The organism is Pseudomonas sp. B21-012 (genome assembly GCF_024749305.1).
GTDB lineage: Bacteria > Pseudomonadota > Gammaproteobacteria > Pseudomonadales > Pseudomonadaceae > Aquipseudomonas.
In genome coordinates, this window is the sequence record NZ_CP087197.1 from 4,648,899 (window position 1) to 4,665,595 (window position 16,697).

A 16,697-nucleotide genomic window follows, 5' to 3' on the forward strand; every position below is an offset into this window, starting at 1 on the left:
CGGGCATCCTTGAACAGGATGCCCGGTTCGCGCTCTACGCCAGTTCGCTGCGCAGTTGCCGCGCCGCCGCGACCATATTGATTAACGCAGCTTCAGTCTCCGGCCAGGCACGGGTCTTCAGGCCGCAGTCCGGGTTGACCCACAGGCGTTCAGCCGGGATGCGCTTGACCGCCTTGCTCATCAATTTGACCATCTCGGCCGTGTCCGGCACCCGCGGTGAGTGGATGTCGTAGACGCCCGGGCCGATGTCGTTGGGGTAGTCGAAAGCTTCGAAGGCCTCCAGTAACTCCATGTCCGAACGTGAAGTCTCGATGGTGATGACGTCGGCGTCCATGGCCGCGATCGCTTCGATCACATCGTTGAACTCGCTGTAGCACATGTGGGTGTGGATCTGGGTTTCATCGCGCACGCCGCTTGAGCACAGGCGGAAGGCTTCCACCGCCCAACCCAGGTATTGCTGCCATTGCGCCCGGCGCAGCGGCAGACCTTCACGGAACGCGGCTTCGTCGATCTGCACGATCTTGATACCGGCGGCTTCCAGGTCCTGCACTTCGTCACGAATGGCCAGGGCAAGTTGCTCGGCCTGGACCTTGCGCGACACGTCTTCGCGCGGGAACGACCACATCAGCATGGTCACCGGGCCCGTCAGCATGCCCTTCATGACCTTGCTGGTCAGGCGCTGGGCGTATTCGATCCAGGCCACGGTCATGGCCTGCGGACGGCTGAGGTCGCCGTAGATGATCGCAGGCTTTACGCAACGCGAGCCGTAGCTCTGCACCCAGCCAAAGCGGGTGAAGGCATAGCCGTCCAGCTGCTCGGCAAAGTACTCGACCATGTCATTGCGCTCGGCTTCACCGTGCACCAGCACGTCCAGGCCCAGGCGCTCCTGGACCTGCACGGCATGGCGAATCTCGCTGTGCATGGCATCGGTGTAATCGTTGGCCGAGAGCTTGCCCTGCTTAAAGGCCTGCCGCGCCAGGCGGATCGCCGAGGTCTGCGGGAAAGAACCGATGGTGGTGGTCGGGAATGCCGGCAGTTGCAGGCGCTGACGCTGGGCTTCGATACGCTGGGCGAAGGCCGACTGACGCCGGCTGTCGGCAGCGGTGACGGCGGCCAGGCGCGCCTGGACCTGCGGCTTGTGAATGCGTGGCGACTCGGCACGGCTTTTCTGTACCGCGCGGCTGTGGCTCAGGGCGTTTTGTACTGCTGGCAGGTGCGGGGTTTCCAGGGCCTTGGCCAGCACGGCGATCTCTTCACACTTTTGCACGGCGAAGGCCAGCCAGCTTTTCAGCTCGGCATCGAGCTTGTCTTCACGGGACAGGTCCACGGGACTGTGCAGCAACGAGCAGGAACCGGCGACCCAGAGGTTGGCACCGAAGCGCTGCTGGGCCTGTTGCAGCTGCTCCAGGGCCTTGTCCAGGTCGCAGCGCCAGACGTTGCGGCCGTTGACCACACCCAGCGACAGTACCTTGTAGGTTGGCAGGCGATCGAGCACGGCCGGCAGTTGTTCCGGGGCGCGCACCAGGTCGATGTGCAGGCCATCCACCGGTAGGCCGACGGCCAGGCCGAGGTTGTCTTCCAGGCCACTGAAGTAGGTGGCGACCAGTTTCTTCAGGGGCGAGTACTGGAGGATGTGGTAGGCACGTTCGAAGGCGTTCTTCCATTCCTGCGGCAGGTCCAGGCCAAGGATCGGCTCGTCGATCTGCACCCACTCCACACCCTGGCGCGACAGGCGGCTGAGGATTTCACCGTACACCGGCAGCAGGCGCTCAAGCAGGTCGAGCTTGTCGAACTCGCCGCCTTTGGCCTTGCCCAGCCACAGGTAGGTCAGCGGGCCGATCAGCACCGGTTTCACCGCGTGGCCGAGGGCCTGGGCTTCGGCGACTTCTTCGAACAGTTGTTCCCAACTGAGCAAAAAGCGCTGGTCAGCACTGAATTCCGGGACCAGGTAGTGGTAGTTGGTGTCGAACCACTTGGTCAGCTCTTGCGCATATTGCGTCTGGCCGTGGCTGGCACCGCAGCAGGTGCTGGCGCCACGGGCCATGGCGAACAGGGTATCGAGGGTCGGCAGGCCGTTATCACCGGTAACCTGGGCGAAGCGCTCGGGAATTGCACCGAAGGTCAGCGAGTGAGTCAGCACCTGGTCGTACCAGGCAAAGTCGCCAACCGGCAGCAGCTCGATCCCGGCGTCTTTCTGCACCTGCCAGTGACGGGCACGCAGTTCGCGGCCAACGGCTTCAAGGCCGGCCTGATCGAGATCGCCTTTCCAGTAGGCTTCTTGTGCTTTTTTCAGTTCGCGGTCAGCGCCGATGCGCGGGAATCCAAGGTTGTGGGCCAGTGCCATGAGAAAACGTCCTCCCTGTAAAAGATGACGCTATTGTCGACAGTCAGACCAACATGAGACAAACTCAATAAATTCGTGTTCATCTCAAAGTTTACTCATGGAGCCCCTCGGTGCTGGAAATTCGCCACCTGAAAACCCTGCACGCCTTGCGCGAAGCCGACAGCCTGGTCGAGGCCGCTGAACGCCTGCACCTGACCCAGTCGGCACTGTCCCATCAGTTCAAGGAGCTCGAGGAGCGCCTGGGCATGCCGCTGTTCATGCGCAAGACCAAGCCGCTGCGTTTTACCAGCGCCGGCCTGCGCCTGCTGCAGCTGGCCGATGCCACCCTGCCATTGTTGCGCGGCGCCGAGCGTGACATCGCCCGCCTGGCCGGCGGCACTGCCGGGCGCCTGCACATGGCCATCGAATGCCATAGTTGCTTTCAGTGGCTGATGCCGACCATCGACCAGTTCCGCGATGCCTGGCCGGAGGTCGAACTGGACCTGGCCTCGGGCTTTGCCTTCGCCCCGTTGCCGGCGCTGGCCCGCGGCGACCTCGACCTGGTGGTGACCTCCGACCCGCTGGAGCTCAGCGGCATCACTTACGTGCCGCTGTTTACCTACGAAGCCATGCTCGCCGTGGCCAACCAGCACCCGTTGGCGCACAAGCCGTACATGGTGCCGGAAGACCTGGCCACGCAGACCCTGATCACCTACCCGGTAGAGCGTGACCGCCTGGACATCTTCACCCGCTTCCTGGAGCCGGCCGACGTCGAGCCCGCGCAGGTGCGCACGGCCGAATTGACGGTGATGATGATGCAACTGGTGGCCAGCGGCCGCGGGGTCTGCGGCATGCCGCACTGGGCCCTGCACGAGTACAGCTCGCGCGGCTACGTGAAGGCCAAGCGCCTGGGCGAGAAAGGCCTGTTCGCCACGCTCTACGCGGCGGTGCGCAGTGACATGCTCGATGCGCCATACATGCGTGATTTTTTGCTGACCGCCAAGGACACCTCGTTCTCGACCCTCGATGGCGTCAGTGCGGTACGTTGAGCCTTACACCGCCCGGCGTTGCTCCTGCACCAGGCGCAGCGCCAGGCCGGCCAGGACGAAACCCATCACGTAGCGCTGCAGCATCAGCCACAGCGGGTAGCGCACAAACCAACCGGCGATGCCGGCGGCGAACAATGCGATCAGCAGGTTGACCGAAAAGCTTACGGCGATCTGGGTCAGGCCCAGGGCCAGGCTCTGGAGCAGCACCGAGCCGTTTTCCGGCGAGACGAACTGCGGCAGCACCGAGAGGTAGAACACCGCCACCTTGGGGTTGAGCACGCTGGTCAGAAAACCCATCAACACCAGTTTGCGCGGCGAGTCCGGCGCCAGCTCGCGAGGCTCGAACGGCGAACGGGCACCCGGCTTGACCGCCTGCCAGGCCAGCCACAGCAGGTAGCCGGGACCGGCCCACTTGAGCAGGTCGTAGGCCAGCGGCACGGCCATGAACAAAGCAGTCAGGCCAATGGCTGCGGCCGTCATGTGCACCAGAAAGCCGCCGACCACCCCCAGCAGCGACGTCACCCCGGCCATGCGGCCCTGGCAGATCGAACGGGAAATCAGGTAGATCATGTTCGGCCCGGGGGTGAGCACCATCAGCAGCGCGGCGCCGATAAACAGCAGCCATTCATGGGTGGGGATCATCGGCATTCCTTTGCAAGTGAGATCAGGCAGGTGCTGTAGTTAACTGCCGGTACAGCGGCAGAATCAAGTCCCGGGTCAGCGGCGCCAGCTCAAGGGTCAGTTGTTTGCGCGCCGAGACCCAGACCACCTCTTCGATTTCCGCGGCAGGCTCGACCGGCATGGCGGTGTGCACCTTGTAAATCTCGGCCTGGACGACAAAACCCGGCTCGTTGGCGGCCGGGGCGCTGAACTGGCCCAGATATTCGGCGTCCTGCGCCTCGATCGCCAGGCCCAGCTCCTCGAACAGCTCGCGGGCCAGGGCGCTGACCGGCTGCTCGTCGGCCTCGATCTTGCCGCCAGGCTGCATGAACGCCTGGGTACCGCGCTTGCGCACCAGCAGGGTACGGCCTTGCGGGTCAAGCAGGAGGGCGGCGGCGATGCGGATGGTTTTGCTCATGGGACGCTCGTGAACAGGAAAGCGCGCAAGGATCACATGTTGGCAGGTGCCTTTCAATCCTGGGCCGGTCTGACGAACGCCCCTTGCAACCCCGCGCCATTGGCCGCATAAACAGGCCATGAATCTTCCCGCCCGCAAGCACCCGGAACTGGACGCCTTCCACCCCGCGGTCCGCACCTGGTTCCAGCGCCAGTTCCCGACGGTAACCGCCGCCCAGGCCCGGGCCTGGCCGTTGATCGGCAGCGGGCAATCGTTGCTGGTGGCAGCGCCTACCGGCTCGGGCAAAACCCTCACCGCCTTCCTGGCCATTCTCGACGAGCTGTTCGCGCAGGGTCTGGCCGCCGGCCAGCTGCCGGACCAGACCCAGGTGGTCTACGTCTCGCCCCTCAAGGCGCTGTCCAACGATATCCAGATCAACCTGCAGGCGCCGTTGGCCGGGATCAACGCGGTACTGGCCGAACAAGGCCTGGCGCCGCTGGAGATCCGCACGGCGGTGCGCAGCGGCGATACCCCGCAAAAAGAACGCACAGCCATGCGCCGCCAGGCGCCGCATATTCTGGTGACCACCCCCGAATCGCTGTATGTGTTGCTCGGCTCGGCTTCCGGGCGCCAGGGCCTGGCCAGCGTGCACACGGTGATCGTCGACGAAATCCACGCCCTGGCCGGCAACAAGCGCGGCAGCCATCTGGCCCTGAGCCTGGAACGCCTTGAAGCGCTGTGCGGGCGGCCACTGCGGCGCATCGGCCTGTCGGCCACGCAACGCCCGGTCGAGCGCGTGGCGCAGTTTCTGGTGGGCCAGGGGCGCGAGTGCGCGATTGTCGATATCGGCCATGCCCGCCCCCGCGACCTGGGCCTGGAAGTGCCGCCGGTGCCGCTTGGCGCGGTGATGGCCACGGATGTCTGGGGCCTGGTCTACGATCGCCTGGCGGCTTTGGCCCGCGAGCACCGCACCACCCTGGTGTTCGTCAACACCCGGCGCCTGGCTGAGCGCCTGACCCGCCATTTGAGTGAACGCCTGGGCCGCGACGCGGTGGCCGCGCACCACGGCAGCATGGCCAAGGAGTACCGCCTGGACGCCGAGCAACGGCTCAAGCGTGGTGAGCTGCAGGTCCTGGTGGCCACCGCTTCGCTGGAGCTGGGCATTGATATCGGTGAGGTCGAGCTGGTCTGCCAGATCGGCTCGCCCGGCTCGATTGCCGCGTTTTTGCAAAGAGTCGGGCGCTCCGGGCACCAGGTCGAAGGCACGCCCAAGGGTCGGCTGTTCCCGCTGTCGCGCGATGACCTGATCGAATGCGCAGCGTTGCTCGATTGCGTACGGCGCGGCGAGCTCGATCGCCTGCAGGTGCCGCAGGCACCGCTGGACGTATTGGCGCAACAGATCGTCGCCGAAGTCAGCAGCCAGGAGTGGCATGAACAGGCGCTGTTCGACTGCCTGCGCCGGGCCATGCCCTACGCCGAGCTGGATCAAGGCCACTACCAGGCGCTGCTGCGCATGCTCGGCGAAGGCTTCAATGGTCGCCAGGGTATCCGCAGCGCCTATCTGCACCGCGATGCGGTCAACGGTACCCTGCGCGGGCGCCGTGGCGCGCAACTGACGGCGCTGACCAGCGGCGGCACCATCCCCGATAACGCCGACTACAGCGTGGTGCTCGAACCGCAGAGCCTGAACATCGGCACGGTCAACGAAGACTTCGCGGTGGAAAGCATCGCTGGCGATATCTTCCAGCTGGGCAACGCCTCTTACCGCATCCTGCGCGTGGAAAGCGGCCGGGTGCGGGTCGAGGACGCCAAGGGCCTGCCGCCGAGCATCCCGTTCTGGCTCGGTGAAGCGCCGGGGCGCAGTGACGAGTTGTCGGCAGGCGTGGCACGCTTGCAAGGCGAGATCGACCAGCGCCTGGGCGCTGCCGACGGCCAGTTGCAACCGCTGCTCGACTGGCTGACGGCCGAGCTGAGCCTGGGCCTGGACAGCGCCGAGCAGTTGCTTGAATACCTGGCCCATACCCGCCAGGTGCTCGGCGCCCTGCCCTCGCAGCAGACCCTGGTGATGGAGCGTTTTTTCGACGAGTCCGGCGGCACCCAGCTGATCATCCATTCACCGTTCGGCAGCCGCATCAACCGCGCCTGGGGCCTGGCCCTGCGCAAGCGCTTCTGCCGTACCTTCAACTTCGAGCTGCAGGCGGCGGCCAGCGAAGATGCGATTGTCCTGTCGCTGTCGGCCAGCCACAGCTTTGCCCTCGAAGAAGTCTGGCGTTACCTGCACAGCAACAGCGCCGAGGCGGTGCTGATCCAGGCCCTGCTCGATGCGCCGCTGTTCGGCGTGCGCTGGCGCTGGAATGCCGGCACCGCGCTGGCCCTGCCGCGCTTTGTCGGCGGGCGCAAGGTGGCGCCGCAAATCCAGCGGATGAAAAGCGAAGACCTGATAGCCGCAGTGTTCCCCGACCAGATTGCCTGCCTGGAAAACCTCGCCGGCGAGCGGCAGATTCCCGATCACCCACTGGTCGAGCAGACCCTCGACGACTGCCTGCACGAAGCCATGGACAGCGAAGGCTGGCTGGCGCTGCTGCGGCGTATCGAACACGGCCAGATCACGCTGATTGCCCGTGACCTCCCCGCGCCTTCGCCGCTGGCCTCGGCCATTCTCAACGCCCGGCCCTATACCTTCCTGGATGATGCGCCGCTAGAAGAACGACGCACCCAGGCCGTACTCAATCGCCGCTGGAACGAGGCGCAAAGCAGCGATGACCTCGGCGCGCTCGACCCGCAGGCCATCGCCGCCGTACAAAGCGAGGCATGGCCGACGCCCACCCGCAGCGATGAAATGCATGAGGCTTTGATGAGCCTGGCCTGCATCAGCCAGGCCGAAGCCGAGGCCAATGACGGCTGGCAAGAGTGGCTGGCGGCGCTGGGCAATGAAGGCCGCGCCTGCCGCCTGCAACTGAGCGGTGGCCAAGCATTGTGGCTGGCCCGCGAACGCCTGATGCTGCTGCGCGCCCTGTACCCAAACGCACCCCTGACACCCGACGTCAGCGCCCTGCCCGGCTTTGATCAGGCCATGGACGCCGAAGCCGCATTGGTCGAGCTGCTGCGCGCACGCCTGAGCGGCTTCGGCCCGCTGACGACCGAGCAGATTGCCGCGCCGCTGCAACTGCCGGTCAGCGCCATCGAGCAGGCCCTGGCCCGCCTGGAAGGCGAAGGCTACGTGATGCGCGGGTACTACTTTCAACCAAATCAGCAACCGAACCAGCAACCGGGCCAGCAGGCGCTGCAATGGTGCGAACGGCACCTGCTGGCGCGGATTCATCGCTACACCATCAAGCGCCTGCGCCGGGAAATCGAACCGGTCAGCCTGCAGAACTTCACCCGCTTTCTGTTCGACTGGCAGCACCTGGCACCCGGCTCGCGCCTGCAAGGCCAGGCCGCGCTGAGCGCCGTGCTCGATCAGTTCGAAGGTTACCCGGCAGCGGCGGCGGCCTGGGAAAGCGACCTGCTGCCCACCCGGCTCAAAGACTACAGCCCGCGCTGGCTCGACGAGGCCTGCCGCGCCGGCAAATATGCCTGGGCGCGCCTGGCCCCGAGCGCCGCGGCGAGCACCCTGCGCAGCACGCCGCTGGTGCTGTTGCCACGCCCCCGCCTGGGCTTGTGGCGGGCCCTGAGCCCGGCGCTGGACAGCAGCGAACTGGGCCTGCGAGCCCAACGCGTACACACGGTGTTGAGCGAACACGGCGCATTGTTCTTCGATGAGCTGGTGCACGACGCCCACCTGCTGCCCAGCGAACTGGAAAACGCCTTGCAAGAGCTGGTGGCCGCCGGTTTGATCAGCGCCGACAGCTTTGCCGGCCTGCGTGCACTGATTACCCCGGCGAGCAAACGCCAGGGCCGTAGCCATCGCCGCGGTCGCGGGCCATTGTTCGGCGGTATGGAAGACGCCGGGCGCTGGGCGCTGTTGCGCAAACCCACTGCCAAGCGTGACGAGGACCTTGAACACATCGCCCGCACCTTGCTGCGCCGCTATGGCGTGATGTGCTGGCGCTTGCTGGATCGCGAGGCCGACTGGCTGCCCAGCTGGCGCGAGCTGCTGCGCTGCTACCACCGCCTGGAAGCCCGCGGCGAAATCCGTGGCGGGCGCTTTATCAGCGGCCTGGCCGGCGAGCAGTTCGCCCTGCCCGAGGCCGTGGCACTGCTGCGCGAAGTGCGCCGGCGCCCGCTCGATGGCAGCCTGGTGGCGATCAGCGCCAGCGACCCGCTGAACCTGGTCGGCACCCTGCTGCCTGGCAGCAAGGTGCCTGCAGTCAGCGGCAATCGCCTGCTTTATCGCGATGGTGTGCCGGTGGCGATGCTGATTGCCGGCAAGCTCCAGTTCAATGCAGAAGATGAACTGGCGGCGCATGGCGAATGGCGCGATCGCCTGATCCGCGATGCTGCTCTGGTCACTTGACCTGCGGCGCGGCGAACCCGGCAAAGCGCTTGTTGAAACCGGCCACCCGACCTTCGACCGTGGTCTTGCGTTGCTGGCCGGTATAGATCGGATGCGAAGCGCTGGAAACATCCAGGGCCACGTAGGGGTAGGTTTTGCCGTCGCTATGGGTGTGGCTGCGGTCAGTGTCGACGGTCGAGCCGATCAGGAAGTACACATCGGCGGCAGTGTCGTGGAACAGCACGGGGCGATAGTCGGGGTGAATGCCGGGTTTCATGGCCAAGCCTCTTGGGAAAATGAACGAATAAGAGCTGATACTATATAACATATCAATTGCTCGCAAATACAAATGATTTTCGATTCCAAGATGAAGCTTGCAGCCCTTGCGCGCTGCGGGCTGGCGCTGGAAACCCCAACCGGGCTAAGGTCGGGGTTTGTCCAGGCCCTGAGCCTGACCGTGCCATCGCAAGGAAACCGTATGAGCCTGTCACTTCTCAGCCGCTACGCCTTCTTCGCTGCCTGTGTGTTGTTCACCCTGGTCAGCCTGCCCTTCCTCCACCACGAATGGCTGTGGCCGTTCACCGTGGTGACCGCCGTGCTCAGCCTGATCGGCCTTGGCGACCTGCTGCAAAGCCGTCACGCGGTGCGCCGCAACTACCCGATCCTGGGCAATATTCGCTACCTGGTCGAAGGCATTCGCCCGGAAATCCGCCAGTACTTGCTTGAAGCCGACAGCGATGCCCTGCCATTTTCCCGGGCGCAGCGCTCGCTGGTGTATGCGCGGGCCAAGAACGAAGCTTCGGACAAGCCTTTCGGCACCCTGATCGACGTGTACCAGTCCGGTTTCGAGTTCATCGGCCACTCCATGCGCCCGGCGCCGCTCAGCGACCCGTCGAGCTTTCGGGTAATCGTCGGCGGCCCGCAGTGCACGCAGCCGTACTCGGCGTCGGTGTTCAATATCTCGGCGATGAGCTTCGGCTCACTCAGCGCCAACGCCATCCGTGCCCTGAACCAGGGCGCCAAGCTGGGCAACTTCGCCCACGACACCGGTGAAGGCAGCATCAGCCCCTACCACCGCGAACACGGTGGCGACCTGACCTGGGAACTGGGCAGCGGCTACTTTGGCTGCCGCACCTCGGACGGACGCTTTGACCCCGAGCGCTTTGCCGAGCAGGCGCGCAACCCGCAGGTGCGGATGATCGAAATCAAGATGAGCCAGGGCGCCAAACCCGGCCACGGCGGCATCCTGCCCAAGCACAAGGTCACCCGCGAAATCGCCGAAACCCGCGGGGTAATGATGGGTGAAGACTGCATTTCGCCGTCACGCCACAGTGCGTTCTCTACCCCGATCGAGATGATGCAGTTCATCGCCCAATTGCGTGAACTGTCGGGTGGCAAACCGGTGGGCTTCAAGTTCTGCCTCGGCCACCCCTGGGAGTTCATGGGCATCGCCAAGGCCATGCTGGAAACCGGCATCCTGCCCGACTTCATCGTCGTCGACGGCAAGGAAGGCGGCACCGGCGCGGCGCCAGTGGAGTTTACCGACCATATCGGCGTGCCACTGCGCGAAGGCCTGCTGTTCGTCCACAACACCCTGGTGGGCCTGAACCTGCGCGACAAGATCAAGCTCGGCGCCAGCGGCAAGATCGTCAGCGCCTTCGACATCGCCAGCGTCCTGGCCATCGGCGCCGACTGGGCCAACTCGGCGCGCGGCTTCATGTTCGCCATCGGCTGCATCCAGTCGCAAAGCTGCCACACCAACAAGTGCCCGACTGGCGTTGCCACCCAGGACCCGCTGCGCCAGCGCGCCCTGGTGGTGCCCGACAAGGCCCAGCGGGTGCACAACTTTCACCACAACACCCTCAAGGCCCTGGCTGAAATGCTCGCCGCCGCCGGCCTCGATCACCCCTCGCAACTGCAAGCCAAGCACCTGGTGCGGCGCATCTCGGCCACCGAGATCAAGCTGTTCTCGCAGATGCATGTGTTCCTCAAGCCGGGTGAATTGCTCAACGGCGAGGTCAACGGCGAGTTCTATTCGCGGATGTGGCAGATGGCGCGGGCGGACAGCTTCGAGCCGCAAGAGGTGGCAGCGGCCTGAGGATCAGCACTGCGTTCCTCGTTGAATAACGACACAATCAGCGAGACGTTCATGGCTCCGACCTGCGAAACACCACCCATTTTGCCAGCAAGAAGCCGCAGGTCAGGCTGATCAGAGAAAAGCTCGCGACGGTGATCATCCCGTGCAACCGCCAATGATCGCCCAGCCAGCCCACGGCCAGGCTGACGGCGCCCAGGCACAGCATGAACAGCAAGTAGCGGCCGATCGAGGGCGGCCCGGCAAAGGTGTAGAGGGCGTTTACATAAAAGGAAAGAGTCGCGGCAACACAGAATGCCAGCAAATTACTCAGGGCCTGACTGAGATCGAATGCTACCCGCAGGACGAAAAAAAGCTGCCAATGGACCAGGGAGTTGGCGATGCCGATTACGCTGTAGGTGGAAAATCCTTTCCATATGCTGGCCATTGCCTGTCACGCCTCGCTGACCGTTGCGCCTGGGCTCAGCAGGCCACGCCATTGGCGGTTCGTCTACTGATACTAATAACAGGAGCGAACGATTTACGACCAACGGTCTGCTGCTCAAGGGACAATCGAGACATCCGGTAATACGCAACTTTTGCAATTCGCTGCCAATACCGCCACCCTGCCCCCCGCCCGACGTGCGGCGCGTGTGTTTGCCGGCGTCTGCCTGTCACTATTAAACCCACTGTTCAAGAGCCCGCTGCCATGCTTAACGGACGCGACCCGCGCATCGATTTCTTTCGAGGCCTGGCGTTGATCTTCATTTTCTGGGATCACGTCCCCCACAACCCTTTAGGCCAGATCACCCTGCGTAACATCGGCTTCAGCGATGCCGCCGAGGTTTTCGTCTTCCTTGCCGGCTACGCTGCAGTGCTGGCCTACGGCAAGGTGCTGCAGCGCGACGGTTATCTGATCGCCTGCGTGAAAATCCTGCGCCGCACCTGGGTGTTGTATGTGGTGCATATCTTCCTGCTGGCGATGCTGATGGGCATCGTGTTCTTTGCCAACAGCCATGTAGAAACTCGCGACCTGGTCGAGGAAATGGGTCTTACCCACTTCGTCACCAACCCTCAGCAAGCCCTGACCGACGAGCTGCTGTTGCGCTTCAAACCCAACCTGATGGACCCGCTGCCGCTGTACATCGTGCTACTGGCCGGCCTGGCGCTGGGGCTGGGGCTGCTGATGCGCAACACCCTGGCGGTGGTCGGTGTATCGATGGCGGTGTACCTGGCGGCCCCCGGCATGGGCTGGAACCTGGCGAATTTTTCCGATGGCGTGTGGTACTTCAACCCGGTCACCTGGCAATTCCTGTTCGTGCTGGGCGGCGCCGCGGCGCTGTACGGGCAGCAGGCGCGGCCAGCACAAACCCGACCGTTGCGCCGCCAGCCACTGTTCCTGGCAGCTGCCGCCTATTCGCTGACAGCCGGCATCATTACCCTGTCCTGGCGCTGGCCAGAGATTCACGATGCGTGGATGCCGGCCAGCCTCAACAACCTGCTGTACCCGATCAGCAAGACCGACCTGTCGCCGGTGCGCTTGCTGCACTTCCTGGCCCTGGCCTACGTCACCGCCAAGCTGCTGCCCGGCAGCGGCTGGACGCAGAACTGGCTGGCGCAGCAAACCGGGCGCATGGGCCGCTATTCGCTTGAAGTATTCTGCCTGGGGGTGCTGCTGGCGCCGCTGGCGGACATGATCAATGCCATGGCCGGCGATGCCTTTGCCATGCAGGTATTCACCGCCCTGGTGGGCGTCGCGATCATGGCCCTGCTCGGTGCCTGGCTGGACTTCAACAAGCGCCTGACCCAGCCGATGCGGGCGGTTGCTACCTGATTTGCGCAGGTAAAAAAAGGTTCTTCACGGAATCCCGGGTTGGGATGTTGAGGCTGCGAGTTTATCCATTCAGTGTGGGGCTGCTGCTGGCCCCTTCCGCCTTTACGGCGGCCTACTTTTCTCTTGGGAAGAAGTAGGCAAAACCGCTTGCTCCTGCATACGGCCCTACGCTGCGCTTCGGGTCCCCTCGCTACGGCACCTTCCGGGGCATCGCGGCCTACGACTTGCTTTGCAAGTCTACATCTCGCGTCTTCGGCTGCCGCCGAAGGTGCTGCGCACCGCCCCTACAGGCACCTACGCTCGGCCTCCTGAAGTCGCTTTTCGCGGCGTCTGGAAGTGCGTGCATGAATATCAAGATCAAGTTGGTGTTCGTTTTATCAGCGGGCTGTCCCGCTCCTGCGTCAGCATGGCTTCGCCAACATCTGCTTTCGTAGATGCATCAGTGCAGGCGCCGCCCGTAACTTCGCGACTTCAGGAGGCTGAGCGTAGGTGTCTGGAGGGGGCTGGTGCGTAGCACCCTTCGGCCTGAGCCGAAGTCGCGAGACGTAGACTTGGCGAAGCAAGTCGTAGGCCGCGATGCCCCTGGAAGGCACCGTAGCGAAGGAACCCGGAGCGCAGCGTAGGGCCGTATGCTGGAGCGAGCGGTTTTGGTTCCTTTTGCCAAGAATGTATGGACCGGACACATGGTGGACAGGTGTACGGGGACATGGTTGACACTTTTCGGCAAGCAAACCTGCCGGGAATTCGACCATGCCTTGGAACGCGAGAGACGCCATGAGCTTGAGAGAAGAGTTCGTTCATCTGGCCAATCACCCAGACGCCAATGTCAGGGAGTTGTGCCGACGCTTCGGTATCAGTCCCCAGACAGGTTACAAGTGGCTTAACCGCTACCGGCAGGAGGGTGCGGCAGGCCTTTTGGAACGATCCAGAAAACCTGCCAGCAGCCCTAGGCTGACGGATCGTGGGCTTGAGAAAGAAGTGATCGCCATCCGCAAGGAGCACCCTGCCTGGGGTGGCCGCAAGATCAGGCATCTACTGGGTCAGCGCATTTGCGCCAGTACCGTCACCAATGTTCTGCATCGCCACGGGCTGATCACCTCCGAAGCCAGTGCTGCAGCTACGCCGTGGAAACGCTATGAACGCGAGGCTCCTAATGATCTCTGGCAGATCGACTTCAAAGGCTTCTTCCAGACAGGTCAGGGGCCGTGCTACCCGTTGACGTTGATCGATGATCACTCGCGCTTCAACTTGGCGATTCAAGCCTGTGCGCATCAGCGAACCGAATTGGTCCAGGAGCACCTGACCGATCTGTTCAGGCGGTATGGCCTTCCCCTGCAGATCAACGCAGACAATGGCGCGCCCTGGGGGGCACCACGAAACCCTGGAGAGCTGACGCCACTAGGGATCTGGATAGTGCGTCTGGGCATACGCTTGACCTTCAGCCGGCCAGGGCACCCACAGACCAACGGTAAAGACGAGCGCTTCCACCGAACGCTCAAGACAGAGGTGCTCAGGGACCGCACCTTCCGTGATTTGCGGGAGGCGCAGGAGGCGTTCGACCTGTGGCGTGGCGTCTACAACTACAAGCGACCCCACCAGCAGTTGGACTACCAAGTACCGAGGGAGCGCTACCAGATGAGCACACGGCCGTTTCCAAGCCGGGTACCAACCTTTGAATACGGACCCGAAGATATCCTAGTCAAACCCTACGATAGTCAGTTCCGCTTCAGGAAGCGCTCATTCCGGATAGCAAAAGCGCTGGTGGGCCACATTTTGGCTTTGCGCCCGAGCGAGAAGGGACCTGATCACTTCGACGTCTACTTCTGCCACCGCAAGCTGAGAACCATCGATTTCAACAACCCGGATGGCAAGCGATAATGTGTCAACCATGTCCCCGTACATGTGTCAGCGATGTCTCCGGTCCATACACAAGAACAAAAGGGACCCGCCGTAAGGGCGGAAGGGGCCAACAGCGGCGCCACACCGAATGGATAAGCCCGCAACCCAATCCAAGAATCATAGCCCCCGGGATTCCGTGAAGAACCAAAAAAAAGCCCGTATCCAAGGATACGGGATTTTTTACTTACGCGAGGATCAGGACGCCGAACTTGCCGCGCGCTGTTCCACGCTGTTTGGCGACAGCTTGAACACGTAGTACAGCACGGTCAGCATCACCAGGAACGCCGGGCCGATGTACAGGGCTACGCGGGTTTCCTCGAAGTAGGCCATCAAGCCGACCACCAGGATCAGGAACGCCAGCGCCAGGTAGGAGCTCAGCGGCCACAGCCACATGCGGTACTTCAAGGCAGCGCGCTCGGCGTTGCTCAGGCCGGCGCGGAACTTCAGCTGGGCCAGGAGGATCATCACCCAGGTCCAGATCGCGCCGAAGGTGGCAATGGCGGTTACCCAGACGAAGACTTTCTCCGGCACCAGATAGTTGGCCAGCACGCCCAGCAGCAAGGCTGCGATCGACAGCAGCAAGGCATTGCGCGGTACGCCGTTGCTCGAGGTGCGGGCAAAGGTGGCCGGCGCCTGGCCGTTCTGCGCCAGGCTGTAGAGCATGCGCCCGGTGCTGAAGATGCCGCCGTTGCACGACGACAGCGCGGCAGTAATCACCACGAAGTTGATGATACCGGCAGCAGTCTTGATGCCCAGCCGCTCGAAGGTCATCACGAACGGGCTGCCCTGGCTGCCGATTTCGTTCCACGGGTAGATCGACAGGATCACGAACAGGGCGCCGACGTAGAACAGCAGGATGCGCCAGAACACCGAGCCGATGGCCTGGGGAATGGTCTTTTGCGGGTTGCGCGCTTCACCGGCGGTCAGGCCGATCATCTCGACGCCCAGGTAGGCGAACATCACCATCTGCAGCGACATCAGCACGCCGGTCACGCCATTGGGCATGAAGCCGCCGTTGCTCCAGAGGTTGGAGATGCCCATGGCCACGCCATCGTTGCCGAAACCGAAGGCGATGATGCCGACGCCGCCCAGGACCATGGCGATGATGGTGACGATCTTGATCAGGGCGAACCAGAACTCGAACTCACCGAAGGCCTTGACCGCGATCAGGTTGATCGCGCCCATGCTGCCCAGGGCCGCCAGGGCCCAGATCCAGCGCGGCACTTCCGGGAACCAGATGCCCATGTAGATGGCCACCGCGGTGATTTCCGCCACGCAGGTCACCAGCCACAGGAACCAGTAGTTCCAGCCGGTGAGAAAACCCGCCAGGGGGCCGAGGTAGTCTTGGGCGTAGCGGCTGAACGAGCCGGCTACCGGGTTGTGCACGGCCATCTCGCCAAGGGCGCGCATGATCACCAGGATCGCCAGACCGCCAATGATGTACGACAGCATGATGGCCGGACCGGCCATTTCGATGGCCTTGGCCGAACCGAGGAACAGGCCGACACCGATACAGGCGCCCAGCGCCATCAGGCGAATGTGGCGTTCGCCGAGTTCTCGCTTGAGTGGGCCGCCCTGGGCGGTCTCACCATGAGAAGGGTGGTTGCCGACTGGCATAGAAATACAACCTCATTTTGTTATTGGATATGACCATTCGTGCAGGCCTGGCACCGCCGATAGGCTGGATGCGCTGCCTCGCCGGGCACCACCTTGTGAGCGGACCCGTCTGCCGGGTGTGCAAAACCGGCAGAGCGAAAGGGGCGAGCAGTATAGAAAGGCCCCTGCAGGGCATTTCACTGTATAAAGCGCGATATTTGGCGAGAACTCTCGGCAAAAACCGCTTCTACGGAGGGGCATTCCCCGTGCTAGAGCCTCTGCAGGAAACAGGGCGGCTAACATAGCACCAAAACGGGGCAATTCAAGCTCCACCAAAGGCGCATTTCTGACACGTTTTTAGGAAATGCCCGGCAACTGACTACAAATTTTTCACCAAACCCGGCCACCGTCTAAGCTTCAGGCAAGCAAG

General features: G+C 63.4%; 11 protein-coding genes. 5 read left to right on the forward strand and 6 right to left on the reverse strand.

Annotated elements, in window-relative coordinates; genetic code table 11:
- Positions 1-34: 34 nt before the first annotated feature.
- A complete protein-coding gene (gene metE / locus LOY37_RS21235) occupies positions 35-2,344 on the reverse strand; it encodes a 5-methyltetrahydropteroyltriglutamate--homocysteine S-methyltransferase (protein WP_258715656.1) in 2,310 nt (769 codons plus the stop codon).
- Between the two features lie 110 nt (positions 2,345-2,454).
- Between metE and metR the strand changes: the two genes are divergently transcribed.
- Positions 2,455-3,372, forward strand: a complete 918-nt coding sequence (metR, locus tag LOY37_RS21240; RefSeq protein ID WP_258715657.1) for a transcriptional regulator MetR — start codon at positions 2,455-2,457, stop codon at positions 3,370-3,372.
- A gap of 3 nt (positions 3,373-3,375) precedes the next feature.
- Here the strand turns inward: metR and LOY37_RS21245 are convergent, their stop codons facing one another.
- On the reverse strand, positions 3,376-4,014 hold the full coding sequence (locus LOY37_RS21245; RefSeq protein WP_258715658.1) for a LysE family translocator: 639 nt from the start codon (positions 4,012-4,014) through the stop codon (positions 3,376-3,378).
- Between the two features lie 22 nt (positions 4,015-4,036).
- On the reverse strand, positions 4,037-4,450 hold the full coding sequence (locus tag LOY37_RS21250; RefSeq protein WP_258715659.1) for an NUDIX domain-containing protein: 414 nt from the start codon (positions 4,448-4,450) through the stop codon (positions 4,037-4,039).
- A gap of 118 nt (positions 4,451-4,568) precedes the next feature.
- On the opposite strand from LOY37_RS21250, the gene LOY37_RS21255 reads away from it, so the two are divergent.
- The gene (locus LOY37_RS21255) at positions 4,569-8,885 is read left to right on the forward strand and encodes a DEAD/DEAH box helicase (protein ID WP_258715660.1); all 4,317 of its coding nucleotides are present in this window, start codon (positions 4,569-4,571) and stop codon (positions 8,883-8,885) included.
- On the opposite strand, the gene LOY37_RS21260 is transcribed toward LOY37_RS21255, so the two are convergent.
- Complete coding sequence (locus tag LOY37_RS21260; protein ID WP_045197685.1) at positions 8,878-9,141, reverse strand: type B 50S ribosomal protein L31; 264 nt, start codon at positions 9,139-9,141, stop codon at positions 8,878-8,880. The two genes, LOY37_RS21255 and LOY37_RS21260, sit on opposite strands and share 8 nt — an antisense overlap.
- A gap of 201 nt (positions 9,142-9,342) precedes the next feature.
- Between LOY37_RS21260 and LOY37_RS21265 the strand changes: the two genes are divergently transcribed.
- Positions 9,343-10,962 carry an FMN-binding glutamate synthase family protein gene (locus LOY37_RS21265; RefSeq protein ID WP_258715661.1) on the forward strand — a complete coding sequence of 540 codons (1,620 nt, stop codon included), beginning with the start codon at positions 9,343-9,345 and terminating at the stop codon, positions 10,960-10,962.
- 49 nt (positions 10,963-11,011) lie between these two features.
- On the opposite strand, the gene LOY37_RS21270 is transcribed toward LOY37_RS21265, so the two are convergent.
- On the reverse strand, positions 11,012-11,386 hold the full coding sequence (locus tag LOY37_RS21270; protein ID WP_258715662.1) for a GtrA family protein: 375 nt from the start codon (positions 11,384-11,386) through the stop codon (positions 11,012-11,014).
- A gap of 261 nt (positions 11,387-11,647) precedes the next feature.
- Between LOY37_RS21270 and LOY37_RS21275 the strand changes: the two genes are divergently transcribed.
- Both LOY37_RS21275 and LOY37_RS21280 read left to right on the forward strand, forming a co-directional pair.
- Positions 11,648-12,772: an OpgC family protein gene (locus tag LOY37_RS21275; RefSeq protein ID WP_213603425.1), complete on the forward strand. Its 1,125-nt coding sequence runs from the start codon at positions 11,648-11,650 to the stop codon at positions 12,770-12,772.
- Between the two features lie 750 nt (positions 12,773-13,522).
- Positions 13,523-14,650, forward strand: coding sequence for an IS481 family transposase (locus LOY37_RS21280; protein WP_258715123.1), 1,128 nt, complete (start codon positions 13,523-13,525; stop codon positions 14,648-14,650).
- 216 nt (positions 14,651-14,866) lie between these two features.
- Here the strand turns inward: LOY37_RS21280 and LOY37_RS21285 are convergent, their stop codons facing one another.
- Positions 14,867-16,288 (reverse strand): amino acid permease, encoded by a 1,422-nt coding sequence (locus LOY37_RS21285; protein WP_045197680.1) that lies wholly within the window; start codon positions 16,286-16,288, stop codon positions 14,867-14,869.
- Positions 16,289-16,697: the final 409 nt, after the last annotated feature.